The following is a 19,041-nucleotide window of genomic DNA, read 5'->3' as shown; positions in this document are numbered from 1 at the left end:
CGAGAACGAAACTCTGAAATGAAAGAGGCCGCACAGGGCGGCCACAAGGGATGAGGGATGCGGAAGGAACTCAGCCGGCCTTGGCCTGCGTGTTCGCGCCGAGCGCGATCTTCAGCAGGTCGGCGACGGTGTTGGCGTTGAGCTTCTCCATGATGTTGGCGCGATGCGCTTCCACCGTCTTGATGCTGATGCCCAGGTCGTCGGCGATCTGCTTGTTCAGGCGGCCGGCGACGATGCGCTCCAGCACCTGCGCCTCGCGCGTCGTCAGGCGCGACAGCAGCGCGTCGCGGCTGGCCGCTTCCTGCTGCGTGGCGAAGGCGCCGCGGGCCTGGTCCAGCATGCGCTCGACCAGCGACAGCAGTTCCTCTTCCTTGAACGGCTTCTCGATGAAGTCGACCGCGCCCTTCTTCATCGTCTGCACCGCCATCGGCACGTCGCCGTGGCCGGTGATGAAGACGATGGGCAGGGGACTCTTGCGCTCGATCAGCTTGTCCTGGAGTTCCAGGCCGCTCATGCCTTCCATGCGGATGTCGGCGATGAGGCAGGCGACTTCGCGCGGGTCGTAGCGGCTCAGGAAACTCTCGGCGGAGTCGTAGCACTTGACCCGGTAGTCCTTGCCTTCCAGCAACCATTGCAGGGAATCTCGGACGGCCTCGTCGTCATCGACGACGTAGACATTACCCTTCTTCGGAATCAAGCTCATGGTGTTGCGGCAGTGTTGTGTGCTGTGCCCGTCCCCGCGTCGCCGCTCTGCTCCAGAGGGGCCGGAGTGGCGAGAGGGGCGAGTGATGACTCCGGACGCGGAATGTCCACGGGGATCGTGAACGCGAACCGGCACCCGACGATGGACGGGCCATTGTAGAGGTTCTCGGCGCGGATCCGACCCTGGTGGGACTCGATGATGGACCGGCATAACCCTAGGCCGATCCCCAATCCATCGGCCTTCGTGGAGAAGAAGGCCTCGTACATGCGCTCGATGACCTCGACCGGCAGGCCCGGCCCCATGTCGGTCACCGAGAACTCGATGTTGGCGCCCAGCTCGGCGGTGTGCTTGGGTACGACGCGCAGCTCGATGTGCCGGCGCGAGGGCGGCAGCGCCGCGTTGTCGATCGCCTCGGCGGCGTTCTTGAGCAGGTTCAGCAGCACCTGCTCGATCAGGATCGGGTCGACCCGCATCACCGGCAGCCGCTGCGCGACGTAGGTGTGGATCTGCACATTGCGCCGCCGCAGTTCGATGCCGGCGAGTTCGACCGAGTCCTCCACGATCGACGCCGCGAACGCGGGCTGGCGCTGCGGCTCGCTCTTCTTCACGAAGGCGCGGATGCGGTGGATGATCTGCCCGGCGCGCTGCGCCTGCTTGGCGGTCTTCTCCAGCGCGACGATCAGGTCGTCCTTCTGGATGTTGTCGCCGCGCACCCGCGAGACCATGCCGTTGCAGTAGTTCGTGATCGCGGTCAGCGGCTGGTTGAGCTCGTGCGCGACGCTCGAGGCCATCTCGCCCATCGTGATCAGCCGGCTGGTGACCTGGGCCTTCTCGGTCTGCTGCTGCTGCTGCGCCTCGGCATGGCGGCGCGCGGTGATGTCGGTGGCGATCAGCATCTGCGCCAGCCGGCCGTCGGTCCACTGCAGGTAGCGGGCGCGGACGTCGAACCACATGTCGAGCTGCGCGATGAACACCTCGCGCGAATCGCCGCCGACCTCGGTCAGGTGCTGCGCGGGCAGGCCGCCGTAGTCGTCGACGTCGTCATCGTCGCCGTGATCGCCGTGGCTGTTCGCGCCCTCGGCATAGCTCGCGTCCTGCGTGCTGGTCGCGCCGGCCAGGCTGGTCGGCTGCGAGCCCGCGAGCATCGCGTGCCCCTTCGGATCGGCACCGAACCACAGCCGGTAGCTGCGGTTGGCGAAGAGCAGTTCGCCCTGCTGCACCGACAGCACCGACACCGCCGCGTCCAGGCCTTCCAGCACCGTGGTGAAGCGCTCGTGCGACGCGGACAGCTGGTCGCGCACCCGCTTGGCCTCGGTGATGTTGGTCATCGAGGTCATCCAGCCGTTCTGCTTGCCCTTGGGGTCGATCAGCGGCGAGACGTACATGCGGGCGTCGAAGATGCTGCCGTCCTTGCGCATCACCTTCACCTCGGAGCCGCCGGCCGGGCTGCGGCCCTGCATCTCCTGCTGCAGCAGGCGCAGGTTCTCCTCGTAACGGTCGGGCGGCCAGTAGGGGAAGGGGGCTTGCGGCCGATCAGCTCGGACTCGGCGAAGCCCGTCATCGCGCAGAAGGCCGGGTTGACGTAGCTGATGCGCGTCTCCAGGTCCATGGCCCGCATGCCGGTCAGCATGGAGTTCTCCATCGCACGCCGGAAATTGGTCTCGGCGGCGAGCGCGTTCTGCACCTGCGCGCGCCGGCGCATGTGCTTCCACGTGCCGAGCAGCATCCAGACGGTCAGCACCGACAGCGCCATCACCATCCAGAACAGCGTGTTGGAGATCAGCCCGATCGACGTGCGGTAGCCCTGGCCGCGCAGCACCAGCCCGGGCGCGGGCGCCATCGGGACCTCGTGATAGATGGGGGCGCGCGTGATGCGCTTGCCCGGCATCGGCGTCACGGTGCTGGCGACGACCTGCTCGCGCGGATCGAGCACCGCGACCGCGTGGCGCGAGGTCAGCTCATTGGGGACCGAGTAGCGCAGCAGGCCCTCGACCGCGTACTCGGCGATCAGCACGCCGGCGAAACCGGCGCGGTCGCTCAGCGGCAGCTGCAGCTGGAAGACGGTCGTGTTGTTGGCGTCGGCGAAGGACGCCGAATAGACCCGCGTACGCCGGTCGCGCGCGCTTTGGAACGCGCGTTCCGGCTCGCTGTTGGCATGGCCGTTGGGCATGGACGGGTCGCTGCCCTCCAGCGTCATCAGCGACTCGGCCTGCTCGCCGATGGCCGCGACGCTGACGCGCTTCTCGCGGCGCGCGTTCAGCCAGGTGATGTGGGTGATCTCGGGCCGGTTGCGCGCGATCGCCATCGCGCGCTGGGTGAACTCGAGGTTGTCGATCGAGCGGTTGGCCAGGTCGCGCTGCAGCAGGATGAGGAAGTCCTCGTTCTCGATCAGGCGCGAGCGGATCTGCTGCTGCGCCATCTCGGTGTCGCGCTTGACGGCCTCCGCCTCGCGTTCGATCTCCTCGTTGCGCAGGTACCAGAAGGCCGACACGATCGCCGCCAGGAACAGCACCACCGACAGCAGCGGCCCCAGCGTCGCGAAGCGGTCCTGACGGGACGGGGACTGCCGGCGCCACCACGCCGACACCAGGCGTTTGACGGGATTCAGGGCACGGCGCGCAAAGCCTTGGACATCGAGGCGGGACAACATGCGCGCGATTATCCCGGCGCCTTCGACCCCACCCGGCCCGGGCGGCCCCGGGCATTCCCGATCCGGGCATTCCCGGATCGCATCGTGAAAGACATCCGTCACGAAACGACCCCTGGGCAGGCCATTGCATTTCATTATGTGGAAACGCATCGCGCTATTTGGAAAATGAAAGGCTTATGCGACACTCCGCCGCCATAGCCCTTCCGGTGGGGTTTGCCGCGTGCGGACGCATGACGGCGCGCGCATGACGGTTCTCGCAAGTTCGGGCACAGTGACCCGTTCGACCCGAGAGCCTCGTGCGGCGACCAGCCCGCCCAGACGCCCAGATGCCCGCCAGAAGGCCGTGATTGAACACAGGAGACAAAGACATGTCCGCGCAGCCCCAGTCGTTCCTCGGCGCAGCCGCCAATGACACCGACGCCCTCGAAACCAAGGAATGGCTGGACGCGCTGTCCGCCGTCATCGGTGAAGAAGGCGGCGACCGTGCCCACTTCCTGCTCGAGACCCTGATCGACCACGCGCGTCAGGCCGGCATCGACGTGCCCTTCTCGGCCACCACGGCCTACGTCAACACCATCCCGGCCGACAAGGAAGAGCGCTTCCCCGGCAACATCGAGATGGAAGAGCGCCTGCGCGCCTTCATGCGCTGGAACGCGATGGCGATGGTGGTGCGCGCCAACCGACTGCATCCGGAAGACGGCGGCGACCTCGGCGGTCACATCTCCAGCTTCGCCTCGCTGGCGACCATGCTGGGCTGCGGCTTCAACCACTTCTGGCACGGCGACGACACCGGCGAAGGCGGCGTGCACGGCGGCGACCTGCTCTACATCCAGGGTCACAGCGCGCCCGGCATCTACGCCCGCGCCTTCCTGGAAGGCCGCATCACCGAAGACCAGCTGAACAACTTCCGCCAGGAAGTCGAAGGCAAGGGCCTGTCGAGCTACCCGCATCCGAAGCTGATGCCCGAGTTCTGGCAGTTCCCGACGGTGTCCATGGGCCTGGGCCCGCTGATGGCCATCTACCAGGCGCGCTTCCTGAAGTACCTGCACGCCCGCGGCATCGCCGACACGTCGCAGCGCAAGGTCTGGGTCTTCCTGGGCGACGGCGAGATGGACGAGCCGGAAAGCCTGGGCGCGATCGGCCTGGCCGCGCGCGAGAAGCTGGACAACCTGATCTTCGTCGTCAACTGCAACCTGCAGCGCCTGGACGGCCCGGTGCGCGGCAACGGCAAGATCATCCAGGAACTGGAAGGCGAGTTCCGCGGTTCCGGCTGGAACGTCATCAAGCTGATCTGGGGTTCGTACTGGGATCCGCTGCTGGCCCGCGACAAGCAGGAGCTGCTGCGCAAGGTCATGATGGAGACGCTGGACGGCGACTACCAGGCCTACAAGGCCAACGACGGCGCGTTCGTGCGCAAGCATTTCTTCGGCAAGCACCCCGAGCTGCTGAAGATGGTCGAGAACATGTCCGACGAGGACATCTGGCGCCTGAACCGCGGCGGCCACGACCCGCAGAAGGTGTACGCGGCGTATCACAAGGCGGTGAACACCGTCGGCCAGCCGACCGTCATGCTGATCAAGACCGTCAAGGGTTACGGCATGGGCAAGATCGGTGAAGGCAAGAACACCGCGCACCAGACCAAGAAGCTGCAGGACGAGGACATCAAGGCCTTCCGCGACCGCTTCAACATCCCCATCCCGGACAGCGAGCTGTCCAAGATCCCGTTCTACAAGCCGGCCGACGACACGCCGGAGATGCAGTACCTGCACGAGCGCCGCAAGACGCTGGGCGGCTACCTGCCCAAGCGCCGTCCGCAGGCCGAGGAAGCGCTGAAGGTGCCCGACCTGGCCACGTTCCAGGCCGTGCTGGACCCGACCGCCGAAGGCCGCGAGATCTCGACGACGCAGGCCTACGTCCGCTTCCTGACGACGCTGCTGCGCGACAAGGAACTGGGCCCGCGCACCGTGCCCATCCTGGTCGACGAGGCGCGCACCTTCGGCATGGAAGGCCTGTTCCGCCAGATCGGCATCTACAACCCCGCGGGTCAGAACTACACGCCGGTCGACAAGGACCAGGTCATGTACTACCGCGAGGACAAGGCCGGCCAGATCCTGCAGGAAGGCATCAACGAAGCGGGCGGCATGGCCAGCTGGGTGGCCGCGGCGACGTCGTACTCGACGAACAACCGCGTGATGATCCCGTTCTACGTCTACTACTCGATGTTCGGCTTCCAGCGCATCGGCGACCTGGCCTGGGCAGCGGGCGACATGCAGGCGCGCGGATTCCTGCTGGGCGGCACCTCGGGACGCACGACGCTGAACGGCGAAGGCCTGCAGCACGAGGACGGTCACAGCCACATCCTGGCCGGCACCATCCCCAACTGCATCAGCTACGACCCGACCTTCGCGCATGAAGTCGCCGTCATCCTGCACTCCGGCCTGAAGCGCATGGTCGAGAACCAGGAGAACGTCTACTTCTACCTGACGCTGCTCAACGAGAACTACCCGATGCCGGGCCTCAAGGCCGGCACCGAGGAGCAGATCCTCAAGGGCATGTACCTGCTCGAAGAGGCCGTGCAGCCGCAAGGCGCGCAGCCGCTGACGGTGAACCTGCTGGGTTCGGGCACCATCCTGCGCGAGAGCCAGGCCGCCAAGAAGCTGCTGGAAGAAGAGTGGGGCGTCGGCGCCAACGTCTGGTCCTGCCCCAGCTTCAACGAGCTGGCCCGCGACGGCCAGAACGCCGAGCGCTGGAACCTGCTGCACCCGACCGAACTGGCCTGCGTGCCCTACGTGACGCAGCAGCTGAGCAAGGTGCAGGGTCCGGTGATCGCGTCGACCGACTACATGAAGAACTATGCGGAGCAGATCCGCGCCTTCATCCCGGCCGGCCGTTCGTACAAGGTGCTGGGCACCGACGGCTTCGGCCGCAGCGACTTCCGCTCCAAGCTGCGTGAGCACTTCGAGATCAACCGCCACTACATCGTCGTGGCCGCGCTGAAGAGCCTGGCCGACGAGGGCAAGATCCCGCAGGCCAAGGTGGCTGAAGCCCTCAAGAAGTACGGCATCAACGTCGACAAGATCAACCCCTTGTACGCCTAAGCAGCGGACCCGGAGACAACACAAATGGCATTGGTGGAAGTCAAGGTTCCCGACATCGGGGACTTCAAGGACGTCGCGATCATCGAGCTGCTGGTCAAGCCCGGCGACACGGTGAAAGTGGAGCAGAGCCTCGTCACCGTCGAGTCCGACAAGGCCTCGATGGAGATCCCGTCCTCCGTGGCGGGCGTCGTCAAGGAAGTGAAGGTCAAGATCGGCGACACGATCAACCAGGGTGACCTGATCGTCGTGCTCGAAAGCGATGCCGCAGGCGCTCCCGCGCCGGCCGCCGCCGCGCCCGCACCGGCGGCTGCCGCTCCGGCGCCCGCGCCGCAGGCTGCCGCTGCGCCGGCTCCGGCTCCGGCCGCTGCACCGGCCGCGCCGGCAGGTGCCGTCGACATCATCGTTCCCGACATCGGCGACTTCGACGAAGTCGCGGTGATCGAGGTGCTGGTCAAGGTCGGCGACACGGTCAAGCAGGAGCAGAGCCTGATCACCGTCGAGAGCGACAAGGCCTCGATGGAGATCCCGTCGTCGCACGGCGGCGTGATCAAGGAACTGCTGGTCAAGCTGGGCGACAAGGTCGCCAAGGGCTCGAAGATCGCCGTGATCGAAGCCGCGGGTGGCGCAGCCGCGCCGGCGCCGGCTGCTGCCGCGCCCGCTCCGGCGCAAGCCGCCGCCGCACCGGCTCCGGCCGCCGCGAGCGCGCCCGCTGCCGCTCCGGCGGATCGCCAGATCCCGACCGCCGCGCTGCCGCCGCACGAGCCGACCAAGCCGTCGGGCAAGCTGCCGCACGCGTCGCCGAGCATCCGCAAGATCGCCCGCGAACTGGGCGTGCCGCTCGACGAGGTCAAGGGCTCCGGCGCCAAGGGCCGCATCACCGAGTCCGACGTCCAGGGCTTCGTCAAGGCCGTCATGGCGGGCACGGCGCAGACCGTCGCGCAGAAGGCGGCGGCTCCGGCTGGCGGCGCTGCGGCCGGTGGCGCGTTCCCGGGCCTGCTGCCCTGGCCCAAGGTCGACTTCGAGAAGTTCGGCCCGGTCGAGCGCAAGGACCTGTCGCGCATCAAGAAGATCAGCGGCGCCAACCTGCATCGCAACTGGGTCACGATCCCGCACGTCACCAACCACGACGACGCGGACATCACCGAGCTGGAAGCCTTCCGCGTCCAGCTGAACAAGGAGAACGAAAAGTCCGGCATCAAGGTCACGATGCTGGCCTTCATGATCAAGGCGACCGTCGCGGCGCTGAAGAAGTTCCCCGAGTTCAACGCCTCGCTCGACGGCGACACGCTGGTCCTGAAGAATTACTTCCACATCGGCTTCGCCGCGGACACGCCGAACGGCCTGGTCGTGCCGGTGATCCGCGATTGCGACAAGAAGGGCATCTTCCAGATCAGCCAGGAGATGTCGGAGCTGGCCAAGAAGGCCCGCGACGGCAAGCTCGGCCCGGCCGACATGACCGGCGGCTGCTTCTCGATCTCGTCCCTGGGCGGCATCGGCGGCACCTACTTCACGCCCATCATCAACGCGCCGGAAGTCGCGATCATGGGCGTGTGCAAGTCCTCGACGCAGCCCGTGTGGGACGGCAAGCAGTTCCAGCCGCGCCTGATCCTGCCGCTGTCGCTGAGCTGGGACCACCGCGTCATCGACGGCGCGTCGGCCGCACGCTTCAACGTCTACTTCGCGTCCCTGCTGGCGGACTTCCGCCGCATCGTCCTCTGATCGGAAGCACCGGACATGGCACAAGTTGAAGTCAAGGTTCCCGACATCGGGGACTTCAAGGACGTCGCGATCATCGAAGTCCTGGTCAAGGTCGGCGACACCGTGAAGGTCGAGCAGAGCCTGGTCACCGTCGAGTCTGACAAGGCCTCGATGGAGATCCCGTCCTCCGCCGCCGGCGTGGTCAAGGAACTCAAGGTCAAGCTGGGCGACAAGCTCAACCAGGGCGACCTGCTGGTCGTGCTGGAGAGCGACGCGGCCGCCGCACCGGCGCCTGCCGCTGCTGCACCGGCTCCGGCCGCAGCGGCGCCCGCGCCTGCTCCGGCTGCATCGGCTCCCGCGCCCGCCGCGGCTCCCGCTGCGCCGGCCCCGCAAGCCGCGACCTACACCGGCCCCGCTGAAGGCGAGTACGACGTGATCGTGCTCGGCAGCGGCCCCGGCGGCTACTCGGCCGCGTTCCGCGCGGCCGACCTGGGCCTGAAGGTCGCGATCGTCGAGCGTTACGCGACGCTGGGCGGCGTCTGCCTGAACGTCGGCTGCATCCCGTCCAAGGCGCTGCTGCACGTCGCGGCGGTGATGGACGAGGTCAAGCACTTCGCCGACCTGGGCGTCGAGTTCGCCGCCCCCAAGGTCGAGCTGCCCAAGCTGGCCGCGCACAAGTCCAAGGTCGTCGGCAAGCTCACGGGCGGCCTGACGATGATGGCCAAGATGCGCAAGGTCACCGTCGTGCGCGGCTACGGCACGTTGCTGGACGCCAACCACCTGTCGGTCGAGGAGACCAGCGGCGAGGCCCAGGAGCGCACCGGCAAGACCCAGACGCTGAAGTTCCGCAAGATCATCATCGCCGCGGGTTCGCAGGCGGTGCGTCTGCCCTTCATGCCGAACGACCCGCGCGTGATCGACTCGACCGGCGCGCTCGAACTGACCAGCCAGCCCAAGCGCATGCTGATCGTCGGCGGCGGCATCATCGGCCTGGAAATGGGCACGGTGTACTCGACGCTGGGCGCGCGCCTGGACGTCGTGGAAATGCTGCCCACGCTGATGACCGGCGCGGACCGCGACCTGGTCAAGGTCTGGCAGAAGATGAACGCGCCGCGCTTCGACAACATCATGTTGAACACGAAGACGGTAGCCGCCGAAGCCACGCCCGAAGGCATCAAGGTCACCTTCGAAGGCGAGGGCGCCCCGAAGGAGCCGCAGGTCTACGACCTGGTGCTGCAGGCGGTGGGCCGTTCGCCCAACGGCAAGAAGATCGGCGCCGACAAGGCCGGCGTGGTCGTCAGCGATCGCGGCTTCATCCCGGTCGACGTGCAGATGCGCACCAACGTGCCCAACATCTTCGCCATCGGCGACATCGTCGGCCAGCCGATGCTGGCGCACAAGGCGGTGCATGAAGGCCACGTGGCCGCGGAAGTCATCGCCGGCGAACTGCTCGGCGACGACACGCTGGCCAAGTCGCGCTTCGATGCGCGCGTGATCCCGAGCGTCGCCTACACCGACCCGGAAGTGGCCTGGGTCGGCGTGACCGAGGACGAAGCCAAGGCGCGCGGCCTCAAGATCAAGAAGGGGCTGTTCCCGTGGACGGCGTCGGGGCGCGCGATCGCCAACGGCCGCGACGAGGGCTTCACCAAGCTGATCTTCGACGAGGAGACCCACCGCATCATCGGCGGCGGCATCGTCGGCACGCATGCGGGCGACATGATCGGCGAGATCGCCCTGGCGATCGAGATGGGCGCGGACGCGGTCGACATCGGCAAGACGATCCACCCGCATCCGACGCTGGGCGAATCGATCGGCATGGCCGCGGAAGTCGCGCACGGCTCGTGCACCGACCTGCCGCCGCCGCGCAAGTAAGCGCGGGCCACGCCATCCACGCCGCTCAGGCCATCCTCGGAACTCGCGACCGGATGCTGGTTCTCGACGCCGCCGCCACCTCGCGCGCGCTGCCGTGGTCTCCCCTGATGGAGGAGATCGCGCTGGTCTGCCGCGAGCACCGCGACGGCCGGCTCACCTGTCCGCCCCGGCAGGTGCTGCCGCTGCGTCAGGACGGCGTGCTGCTGGTGATGCCCTGTCTGAGCGACACGCTGTCGATCACCAAGCTCGTCAGCGTGCATCCGCTCAACGCGGCGCTCGGCCTGCCGACGATCTCGGGCGAGGTCGTCGTGCTGGACAGCCGCACCGGCCTGCGCCTGGCGGTGCTGGACGGCCCCGCGCTGACGGCGCGCCGCACGGCGGCCGTCAGCATGCTGGCGCTGCAGCACCTGATCCGCAAGGCGCCGCGCCGCGTGCTGGTGGTCGGCGGCGGCGTGCAGGCGCGCGCCCACGTGGAGGCGCTCCAGGCGCTGCATCCGCAGGCGACGATCCATGTGCAAGGTCATCAGACAGTGCCAGGTTTTGTCGAGGAGCTCGGTGTCGAGCCGCTCCCGGCCGAGTCCCAGACGCGCCACGCCTGGGACGTCATCGTGTGCGCGACCACCAGTCGCGTGCCGGTGTTGCGTCCTGGTGTCGGTGAAGGCGCGGTGGTGATCGGTGTCGGCGCGTTCCGCGACGACATGGTCGAGCTCCCGCAGGAACTGGTCCGTGGCGCGCAGATCTGGGTCGACGACCCGGTCGGTGCGCAGGCCGAGGCCGGCGACCTGATGGCGGCCGGCCGTTTCGAGCCGCAGGATGCGATCGACGATCTCGTGCTCGGTCAGCGTCCCGTCGACGACGGCCGCACGCGCCTCTTCAAAAGTGTCGGTTGTGCGCGTTGGGACCTGGCTGCTGCCCGTGTGGCTGTCCGCGCCGCCTGATCGCCACACGCCACCTCGACGCCGACCACGAGCTGGAGGCTTGCGGGGCCAGGGGGCCGGCCCGATTTGTGGAACATGTGACACGTATGAGGGCCGGCCCCCTGGCCCCGCAAGCCGAACTCAGGCCTCGTCCAACAACGGACGCAACGCGTCGTCCCACTGCTCGAGCTCGTCTTCGGACAGGTGCAGCCAGGCCAGCGCCGCGTCGCGGTTGGCGGCCCAGTCGGCGTCCTCGTCCAGCCCTTCATGCTGACGCATCAGATGCTCGGCGATCAGGCCGGCGGCGATCAGCGAGCGGATCTCCGGTTCGATGCTCTCGTCCTTCAACGCCTCGAAGTCGTGATGCAGCCGGATGGCCGTCATCAGCTCCGGCGCCAGGTGCCAGACCTTGATCACCAGTGCGCCGACGACGGCGTGGTCGGTGCGGTGGTTGGCGTTCTCCGTCGCGATGAAGGGGCGGTCGATCCGCGCGCCGGCTTCCACCATCGTTGCGCCGTAGCCGCGTACGCTCTGCAGCAGCACCGGCATGCCGACATGACAGAACAGGCCGTAGCTCTGAGCCAGGTCGACCCGCATGCCGGGCAACTGGCCGGCGATGAATCCCATCGCGACCGACCGCTTGGTCGACCGCTGCCAGAAACGCAGCAGGTGCGGGCTGTTGACCGGGATCGCGTGACGGACCAGGAAGGCCTGCATCAGCGCGACACTCTCGTCCAGGCCGAGTCGGTACATCGCCTGGCCGACGGTGGTGCAAGGCACGTGGCCTGCCACCAGATGCAACGGACTGTTGGCCACGCGCAGCAGCGTCGCGGACATCGCCACGTCGGCGGCGGCGACGCGACCGACCTCGTTGAGGTCGGGCTGAGGCAATGCCATCGCCGCGCGCAGGCGCTGCAGCAGCTCGGGGCAGGGCGGAATCTGGATCTGGCGCAGCGGGCCGTTGGCGCGGGCCTGATCGAGTTCCTGACGGATGGCTTGGGTCTTCATGTGAGCGCCGGATTATCCCGGTGCGCTCCGACCCGGCGCGTGAAGGGGTGCGGCAAATTGCCGCTTGTCCGAAGGTGCGTCCCCGGGGGCGCATCGCCTGTCGCACTTCGCCCTCGGAAGCGGGCTGGGGCAGATACATTGCAGCGCATGTCACGTTTCGTCACTCGTACAGCGCCACGCGCAGGCCGGACAATCCGGCCGGCGCAACGGGCGTTGGCGGTGCTGGTCTGCGTGGCGGGCCTGTGGTCCGCGCTGGCCTGGGGCTGGGACAAGGACCGGCTGACCGAGTCGGCGGCGAAGCTCTCGCCGAAGACGCAGGCCGCGGTGAAAGCCATGATCCAGATGGCGGACCGCGCCGCGGCGATGCCCGAGGAGCGCGACCGGCTGACGACGGTCAACAGCTTCTTCAACCAGCGCATCGCGTTCAAGGACGACATCGAGGTGTGGGGCCAGATCGACTACTGGGCCACGCCGCTCGAACTGCTGGACAAGGGCGCGGGCGACTGCGAGGACTACGCGATCGCCAAGTACATGAGCCTGCTCAGCGCCGGCGTGCCGCAGGCCAAGTTGCGGATGGTGTACGTGCGGGCGCAGTTCCAGGGCCGGCCGCAGGCGCACATGGTCCTGGCCTACTATGCGCAGCCGGAGGCGGAGCCCTTGATTCTGGACAATATCAACCCGGAGATCCGGCCCGCGTCGCTGCGGCCCGACCTGACCCCGGTGTTCAGCTTCAACGGAGAGGGGCTGTGGAGCGGCGTCGGCGGCACGACGGCGGGCAACCCGCTGGTGCGGCTGTCGCTGTGGCGCGACCTGCTGGCGAAGGCGAAGTCGGAGGGCTTCTGATGGGCGACGGAGAATTCAAGACATGTCCCTGATAAGACAAATCTGGTGGCTGGTCCTGGGCGCGGTGCTGGCCTCGGCATTGGGCGGCGTCGCGGTGAGCACCTGGTCGCTGCGCGAGCTGCTGCAGACGCAGGCGCAGCTGAAGAACGCCGACAACGCGAACGCGCTGGCGCTGGCGCTGTCGCAGCAGAAGGGCGATGCGGAGCTGATGTCGCTGCTGATCTCGGCGCAGTTCGACGCGGGCGCGTACGAGAGCGTGCGCTGGCGCGACGGCAGTGGGGCGCAGGTCTTCGAGCGCCATCTGGAAACGCCGCAGGTCTCGCATGCGCCGCGCTGGTTTGTCGCGCTGCTGCCGCTGGACGTGGCGCCGGGCGTGGCCAAGGTGTCGGACGGCTGGAAGGCGGCCGGCGAGATCGAGCTGCGCGGCCAGACCGGCTATGTGCACGAGGCGCTCTGGCGCGCGACGCTCAGCACGGCGCTGTGGCTGCTCGCGGTCGGTCTGGCGACGGTCGTGGCGGCGGCGGCCGTGCTGTCCCGGCTGCGCCGGCCGCTGGATACCGCCGTGCGGCAGGCCGAGGGCGTCTCGCAAGGGCGCTTCGAGACCGTGCTGGAGCCGCGGGTCCCCGAGATGCGCAAGTTGACGAGCGCGATGAATACGATGGTGCTGCGCACGCGGCAGATGTTCGAGGCCCAGGCCGAGCAGCTGCGCACCCTGCATCATCAGCTGCTGTGCGATGAGCTCACCGGGTTGTCGCACCGGCGGCAGTTCGTGGCGGAGCTGAACTCGGCGCTGGAGCGCGACGACGGCCCGCTGCGCGCGGGGCTGGTGCTGTTGCGGCTGAGGGATCTGCCGGGCCTGAACCAGCGTCTTGGTCACGGGGCGACGGATCAGGCGCTGACGGCGATCGCGCAGGCGCTGCGCGTCTATCCCGAGCAGGTGCGCGGCTGTCTCGCGGGACGGCTGAACGGCTCGGACTTCGCGCTGTGGCTGCCGGCGCCGAACGTGGTCGGCGACACCGCGCAGGCGCTGGCCGATGCCTTGAGGGCCGGCCTGCAGAACCTCGGGTCGAATGTCGGTGTCGCGCTGGGCGCGGTCGAGTTGATGCGCGACCAGCCGATGAGCGCCTGGTTCGCCGCGGCCGACGCGGCGTTGGCGAAGGCGGAGCAGGGCGACGGCGTCGTGCTGGAGCTGCGCGAGGCGCCTCCCTCGGACGAAGTCGCGCAGGGCGAGCGCGCCTGGCGCGCGCTGATCTCGGACGCGCTGGCGCATCAACGCAGCCGGCTGCTGGAGTTCCCGCTGATCGGCCGCGAGCGTCAGGTCCTGCATCTGGAGTGCCCGCTGCAACTGAAGCTGAACCCGGTCGGCGAGTTCGAGCCGGCGGCGCGCTGGCTGCCTCTGGCGCTGCGCCACCGGCTGAGTGCCGAGGCGGACCTGCAGGCGCTGGCGCTGGCGCTGCAGGCCACGCAGCGCGACAGCCGCATGCGTTGCGTCAACGTGGCGCCGGCGTCGCTGAACGACGGCAGCTTCATCGCCCGTGCCCGCGAACTGGTGCAGGCGACGCCGGCGGCGGTGCGCCGGCAGATCGGGCTGGAGCTGGCCGAGCCGGCGGCGGTGCAGCACTTCGAGGCGCTGCAGGAACTCGGTCGTCAACTTCGTCCGCTGGGCGTGCAGCTCGGTCTTGAACACGCGGGTGCCGGACTGGCTCAAATCGATCGACTTTTCCAGGCCGGACTGGACTACGTGAAGCTCGACAGCTCGGTGGTCAGCGGGGTGTCGGCGGACGTGGGCCGGGCGGCGTTCGTGCGCAGCCTGGTGGTCATGCTGCGCAGCCTCTCCCTGAAGGTCTATGCGGAAGGCGTCACCGATGCGCTCGATGCCCAGGCGCTGTGGGATTGCGAACTCGACGGCATCACCGGCCCGTGGGCGTCGGCGCAGGAAATCAAGCCCTGATTCCCGCGGGGGCGTGAATCGGTGGACCTCAGTCGATATCCGCCGTATGCAACGGATACCCGTTGCCGCTGCGGCGGTCTTCGAAGAAGCGCTGCAGCGCTTCGCGGATCGTGTGGAAGGCGATCTCGTCCCACGGCACTTCGTGTTCGAGGAAGAGCTGGGCTTCCAGGGTTTCCGGGCCCGGATCGAACGCCGGGCTGAGCAGCTTCGCGCGGTAGAAGGTGTGCACCTGCCCGACGCGCACCACGTTCATCACGCAGTACAGGTTCTGCAGCTCGATCTGGGCGCCGGCCTCCTCGACCGTCTCGCGCGCCGCGCCTTCGGCCAACGTCTCGCCGAGTTCCATGAAGCCCGCCGGCAGCGTCCACTTGCCCAGCCGCGGCTCGATCGCGCGCTTGCACAGCAGCACCTGATCGCCCCACACCGGCAAGGTGCCGACGACGTTCAGCGGATTCTCGTAATGGATCGCGCCGCACGCGGTGCAGGTCGCGCGCTCCCGGTTGTCATCGGCCGGGACGCGGTATTCGATCTGGCCGCCGCAGGTGGGGCAATGCTGGTAGCGCCGCGCTTGGAACATGGGCCGCAGTGTACCGGCCTCCATCGCGGACCCCGTGGCATCATCGTCGGCCATGGAGCTCTACAACTACTTCCGTTCGTCCGCCTCCTACCGCGTCCGCATCGCGATGGCGCTCAAGGGCCTGGACTTCGATTACAAGCCGGTCCACCTCGCGAAGAACGAGCAGTTCAACGAGTCCTACGCCGCCGTGTCCGCGTCGCGTCTGGTCCCCTTGCTGAAGGACGGCGACGCGCTCGTCACGCAGTCGATGGCGATCATCGAGTACCTCGACGAGACGCACCCCGAGCCGCCGCTGCTGCCGGGCGATGCACTGAGCCGCGCCTACATCCGCGCGCTGTCGCAGGACATCGCCTGCGAGATCCATCCGCTGAACAACCTGCGTGTGCTGCGCTACCTGGTGAAGGACCTCGGCGTCGGCGACGACAACAAGACCCGCTGGATCCATCACTGGGTCGAGAGCGGCCTGGCGGTCGTCGAGCACCGTCTGAAGGCCGAAGGCCGATCGGGCCACTTCTGCTTCGGCGACACGCCGACGATGGCCGATTGCGTGCTGGTGCCGCAGATCTTCAACGCGCAGCGCTTCGACAGCCGCCTCGATCACGTGCCGACGGTCATGAAGATCTTCGAGCAGTGCATGGCACTCGACGCCTTCAGCAAGACGCAGCCGAGCGCCTGTCCCGATGCTGAATGAGGACTGGCTGCGACCCGTGTGGGCCGCGTCGCACGTCGACGCCTTCATGACCACGCGCGCCGGCGGCGTCAGTGGAGGCCCGCAGGCGCCGGACGAGCAGCGCGGACTGGCGAGCCTCAACCTCGGGCGCTCGGTCGGTGACCAGCCTGCGCATGTCGTCGAGAACCGCCGACGCGTTGCTGCCGCGATCGGCGGTCATCCCGTGTTCCTGAAGCAGGTGCATGGGACGACCGTGTTGCGCCTGCGCGCCGAGCACGCTCTTCCGGACGCCGATCCTGAACCGGCGGATGCGTCGATCAGCACCGATCCGTCGCTCGCCTGTGCGGTGATGGTCGCGGACTGCCTGCCGGTGCTGTTCGCCGGACCGGGCGTGGTCGGCGCCGCGCATGCGGGCTGGCGAGGACTCGCGGGCGGCGTGCTCGAGAACACCGTCGCGGCGATGTGCGCCGCCGCACATTGCGGGCCTGGCGAGATCAGCGCCTGGATGGGCGCGTGCATCGGACCGGCGCAGTTTGAAGTCGGTGCCGATGTGCTCGCGGCCTTCGGTGCCGAGCCGCGCCATCAGGATCAACCGATGTTCCGCTTCCAACGGAACGAACAGGGCGAGGCGCGCTGGCGGGCCGATCTCCACGGCCTCGCGCGACGCCGACTCGAAGCGCTCGTCATCGGTGCCGTCAGCGGCGGCGGCTGGTGCACGCTCAGCGAGCCGTCACGATTCTTTTCGTTCCGCCACGAGCGCGTCAGCGGACTGCGCAGCGGACGCATGGCGGCCGTCATCCGGCTGCGCTGACACGCCGGTCGGCGGCGATGTCGACGTCGATGCGGGCCTCGTCGTCGGCATCGGCGCAACAGCGCCTTCCCCGTCGTCATGCGGTGTTCCGGACGCTTCGGCCTTCCGGCGTGCGGCGCGCCGCCTCGGCGTGCCCATCAGGTACATGACGATCGATAGCGGTACCACGCCGTAGAACACGAAGGTGATGAGCGCGCCCAGCACCGTGCCCTGCGAGCTGAAGGCCTCGACGACCGCCATCATCAGCACCACATACATCCACGCGATGGCCACCAGATACATCAACGATTTCCTCGGGTCTTCGCGACAGCAGCGTCACGCGGGGGTAAGCTGATCGAGCTACAAAGCGCCTGAGCATATGCGAAGCCTCCCCGTCGATCCGCGTCTTCCGCGTGGTCGGCTGTGGCAAGCTTCTTGCTCAGGTCGGCATGAGGAGACACATGAGCGCGAACAACGCCGCCGCCGGATTCACCGGCCCATCGGTCCACGGTTTCGAACACTGGGCTCAGCAGGCCCAACAGGCGGCCAGCGGCCTGTCGCACGGGTTCGGCGACGCCTTCAAGCAATTGCAGGCGATGCAGATCCCGCCCGATGCATGGTCGCAACTGCAGTCGGACTACATCAACCAGGCCAGTGCGCTGTGGAACGCCGCGCTCGGTGATTCCCAGGCTGCCGTGCAAGCCGCCGCGCACGGCGCGACGACGTCCACCACCACCGCTGCTGCGGGTGCAGCCGCGACGGCGCCGTTGAAGGACCGCCGCTTTGCCGACGCGTCCTGGAACGACAACCGCCTGGCCCACTTCACCGCGCAGCTCTACCTGCTCAACGCGAAGACGCTGCAGCGGATGGCCGATCAGGTGCAGGCCGACGACAAGACCCGCGCCCGCGTCCGCTTCGCGGTGCAGCAGTTCGTCGACGCGGCCTCGCCGAGCAACTACCTCGCGTTGAATCCCGAAGCCCAGCAGCGCGCGCTGAACACCCAAGGCGAGAGCCTCACGCGCGGCCTGCAGCTGCTGATGGCCGACCTGCAGCGCGGCCATGTGTCGCAGACCGACGAATCCGCCTTCGAGGTCGGCCGCAACGTCGCGACCACCGAGGGCCACGTCGTCTTCGAGAACGAGTTCTTCCAGCTGCTCGAGTACAAGCCGCTCACCGCGAAGGTGCATGCGCGGCCGCTGCTGATGGTGCCGCCCTGCATCAACAAGTACTACATCCTCGACCTGCAGCCGGAGAACTCGCTGATCCGCTACGCGGTGGCGCAGGGGCACCGCACCTTCGTGGTGAGCTGGCGCAATCCCGATGCCGACTGCGTGCGCTGGACCTGGGACGACTACATCGGCCAGGCCGCGATCAAGGCCATCGAGGTCACGCGCGAGATCGCCGGCACCGACACGATCAACACGCTGGGCTTCTGCGTCGGCGGCACCATCCTGGCGACCGCGCTGGCGGTGCTGGCCGCGCGCGGCCAGCAGCCCGCCGAGAGCGTCACCCTGCTGACCACGCTGATCGATTTCAGCAGCAACGGCATCCTGGACCTGTTCATCGACGAGCAGGCGGTGCAGCTGCGCGAGATGACGCTCGGCGACCAGGCGGTGGGCGGCCCGGGCCTGCTCAAGGGCCAGGAGCTCGCCACGACCTTCAGCTTCCTGCGTCCCAACGACCTGGTCTGGAACTACGTCGTCGGCAACTACCTGAAGGGCGACGCGCCGCCGGCCTTCGACCTGCTGTACTGGAACGGCGACGCGACCAACCTGCCGGGCCCGATGTACTGCTGGTACCTGCGCCACACCTACCTGCAGAACGACCTGCGCATCCCGGGCCAGCTGACCGTCTGCGGCGAGAAGGTCGACCTCGGCGCGATCCAGGCGCCGGTCTACATCTACGGCTCGCGCGAGGACCACATCGTCCCCTGGGACGCCGCGTACCGCAGCACGCAGGTGTTCAAGGGCAAGAAGCGTTTCGTGCTCGGCGCGTCCGGGCACATCGCCGGCGTCATCAATCCGCCGGAAAAGAAGAAGCGCAGCCACTGGCTGGGGAAGGGCGCGGCGCTGCCGGCCGACCACCAGCAATGGCTGCAATCCGCCACCGAGCATCCCGGCAGCTGGTGGACCGACTGGTCGCAGTGGCTGGCCGGCCACGCGGGTCCGCAGAAGGCGGCGCCGCGCAAGCCCGGCGGCCGCGGCCACGAGGCCATCGAGCCGGCGCCAGGCCGTTATGTGAAGCAGCGCGCGTGAAACCCACTC

General features: G+C 68.1%; 13 protein-coding genes and 1 pseudogene. 9 read left to right on the top strand and 5 right to left on the bottom strand.

Annotated features, from left to right (window positions below):
- Positions 1 to 70: 70 nt before the first annotated feature.
- Positions 71 to 703, bottom strand: coding sequence for a response regulator transcription factor (locus ACQ86G_RS30415; protein WP_067268997.1), 633 nt, complete (start codon positions 701 to 703; stop codon positions 71 to 73).
- Positions 700 to 3,353, bottom strand: a pseudogene (locus ACQ86G_RS30410) (PAS domain-containing sensor histidine kinase). The gene ACQ86G_RS30415 and the pseudogene ACQ86G_RS30410 overlap by 4 nt, the downstream one beginning before the upstream one ends.
- 368 nt (positions 3,354 to 3,721) lie before the next feature.
- Between ACQ86G_RS30410 and aceE the strand changes: the two are divergent.
- The 4 genes from aceE to ACQ86G_RS30390 are packed head-to-tail and all read left to right on the top strand — an operon-like array spanning position 3,722 to position 10,959.
- Positions 3,722 to 6,451 (top strand): pyruvate dehydrogenase (acetyl-transferring), homodimeric type, encoded by a 2,730-nt coding sequence (gene aceE, locus ACQ86G_RS30405; RefSeq protein ID WP_431258732.1) that lies wholly within the window; start codon positions 3,722 to 3,724, stop codon positions 6,449 to 6,451.
- Positions 6,452 to 6,475: 24 nt separating this feature from the next.
- Entirely contained in the window at positions 6,476 to 8,170 is a 1,695-nt protein-coding gene (aceF, locus tag ACQ86G_RS30400) for a dihydrolipoyllysine-residue acetyltransferase (RefSeq protein ID WP_431258731.1), read from the top strand.
- A 15-nt stretch (positions 8,171 to 8,185) separates the two neighbouring features.
- Positions 8,186 to 10,021, top strand: a complete 1,836-nt coding sequence (gene lpdA, locus ACQ86G_RS30395) for a dihydrolipoyl dehydrogenase (RefSeq protein ID WP_431258730.1) — start codon at positions 8,186 to 8,188, stop codon at positions 10,019 to 10,021.
- Positions 10,022 to 10,074: 53 nt separating this feature from the next.
- On the top strand, positions 10,075 to 10,959 hold the full coding sequence (locus tag ACQ86G_RS30390) for a delta(1)-pyrroline-2-carboxylate reductase family protein (RefSeq protein ID WP_431258729.1): 885 nt from the start codon (positions 10,075 to 10,077) through the stop codon (positions 10,957 to 10,959).
- A gap of 120 nt (positions 10,960 to 11,079) precedes the next feature.
- Here the strand turns inward: ACQ86G_RS30390 and ACQ86G_RS30385 are convergent, their stop codons facing one another.
- A complete protein-coding gene (locus ACQ86G_RS30385) occupies positions 11,080 to 11,946 on the bottom strand; it encodes an HDOD domain-containing protein (protein ID WP_431258728.1) in 867 nt (288 codons plus the stop codon).
- A gap of 219 nt (positions 11,947 to 12,165) precedes the next feature.
- Between ACQ86G_RS30385 and ACQ86G_RS30380 the strand changes: the two genes are divergently transcribed.
- A complete protein-coding gene (locus ACQ86G_RS30380) occupies positions 12,166 to 12,789 on the top strand; it encodes a transglutaminase-like cysteine peptidase (protein WP_431261534.1) in 624 nt (207 codons plus the stop codon).
- 22 nt (positions 12,790 to 12,811) lie between these two features.
- On the top strand, positions 12,812 to 14,740 hold the full coding sequence (locus ACQ86G_RS30375) for an EAL domain-containing protein (RefSeq protein WP_431258727.1): 1,929 nt from the start codon (positions 12,812 to 12,814) through the stop codon (positions 14,738 to 14,740).
- A gap of 28 nt (positions 14,741 to 14,768) precedes the next feature.
- On the opposite strand, the gene ACQ86G_RS30370 is transcribed toward ACQ86G_RS30375, so the two are convergent.
- Positions 14,769 to 15,317: an NUDIX hydrolase gene (locus tag ACQ86G_RS30370; RefSeq protein WP_431258726.1), complete on the bottom strand. Its 549-nt coding sequence runs from the start codon at positions 15,315 to 15,317 to the stop codon at positions 14,769 to 14,771.
- Between the two features lie 52 nt (positions 15,318 to 15,369).
- On the opposite strand from ACQ86G_RS30370, the gene maiA reads away from it, so the two are divergent.
- The gene (gene maiA, locus ACQ86G_RS30365; RefSeq protein WP_431261533.1) at positions 15,370 to 16,008 is read left to right on the top strand and encodes a maleylacetoacetate isomerase; all 639 of its coding nucleotides are present in this window, start codon (positions 15,370 to 15,372) and stop codon (positions 16,006 to 16,008) included.
- Positions 15,998 to 16,798, top strand: a complete 801-nt coding sequence (gene pgeF / locus ACQ86G_RS30360) for a peptidoglycan editing factor PgeF (RefSeq protein WP_431258725.1) — start codon at positions 15,998 to 16,000, stop codon at positions 16,796 to 16,798. The genes maiA and pgeF overlap by 11 nt, the downstream gene beginning before the upstream one ends.
- Here the strand turns inward: pgeF and ACQ86G_RS30355 are convergent.
- Positions 16,718 to 17,056, bottom strand: a complete 339-nt coding sequence (locus tag ACQ86G_RS30355) for a hypothetical protein (RefSeq protein ID WP_431261532.1) — start codon at positions 17,054 to 17,056, stop codon at positions 16,718 to 16,720. The two genes, pgeF and ACQ86G_RS30355, sit on opposite strands and share 81 nt — an antisense overlap.
- Before the next feature lie 182 nt (positions 17,057 to 17,238).
- Here ACQ86G_RS30355 and phaC point away from each other — a divergent pair, with 182 nt between their 5' ends.
- Positions 17,239 to 19,032 carry a class I poly(R)-hydroxyalkanoic acid synthase gene (gene phaC / locus ACQ86G_RS30350; RefSeq protein WP_431258724.1) on the top strand — a complete coding sequence of 598 codons (1,794 nt, stop codon included), beginning with the start codon at positions 17,239 to 17,241 and terminating at the stop codon, positions 19,030 to 19,032.
- Positions 19,033 to 19,041 lie beyond the last annotated feature (9 nt).

Source organism: Roseateles chitinivorans (assembly GCF_050632145.1).
GTDB classification, from domain to species: domain Bacteria; phylum Pseudomonadota; class Gammaproteobacteria; order Burkholderiales; family Burkholderiaceae_C; genus Roseateles; species Roseateles chitinivorans_B.
Note: the sequence above shows the minus strand (reverse complement) of the source record. Positions and strands in the feature narration are given on the sequence as shown.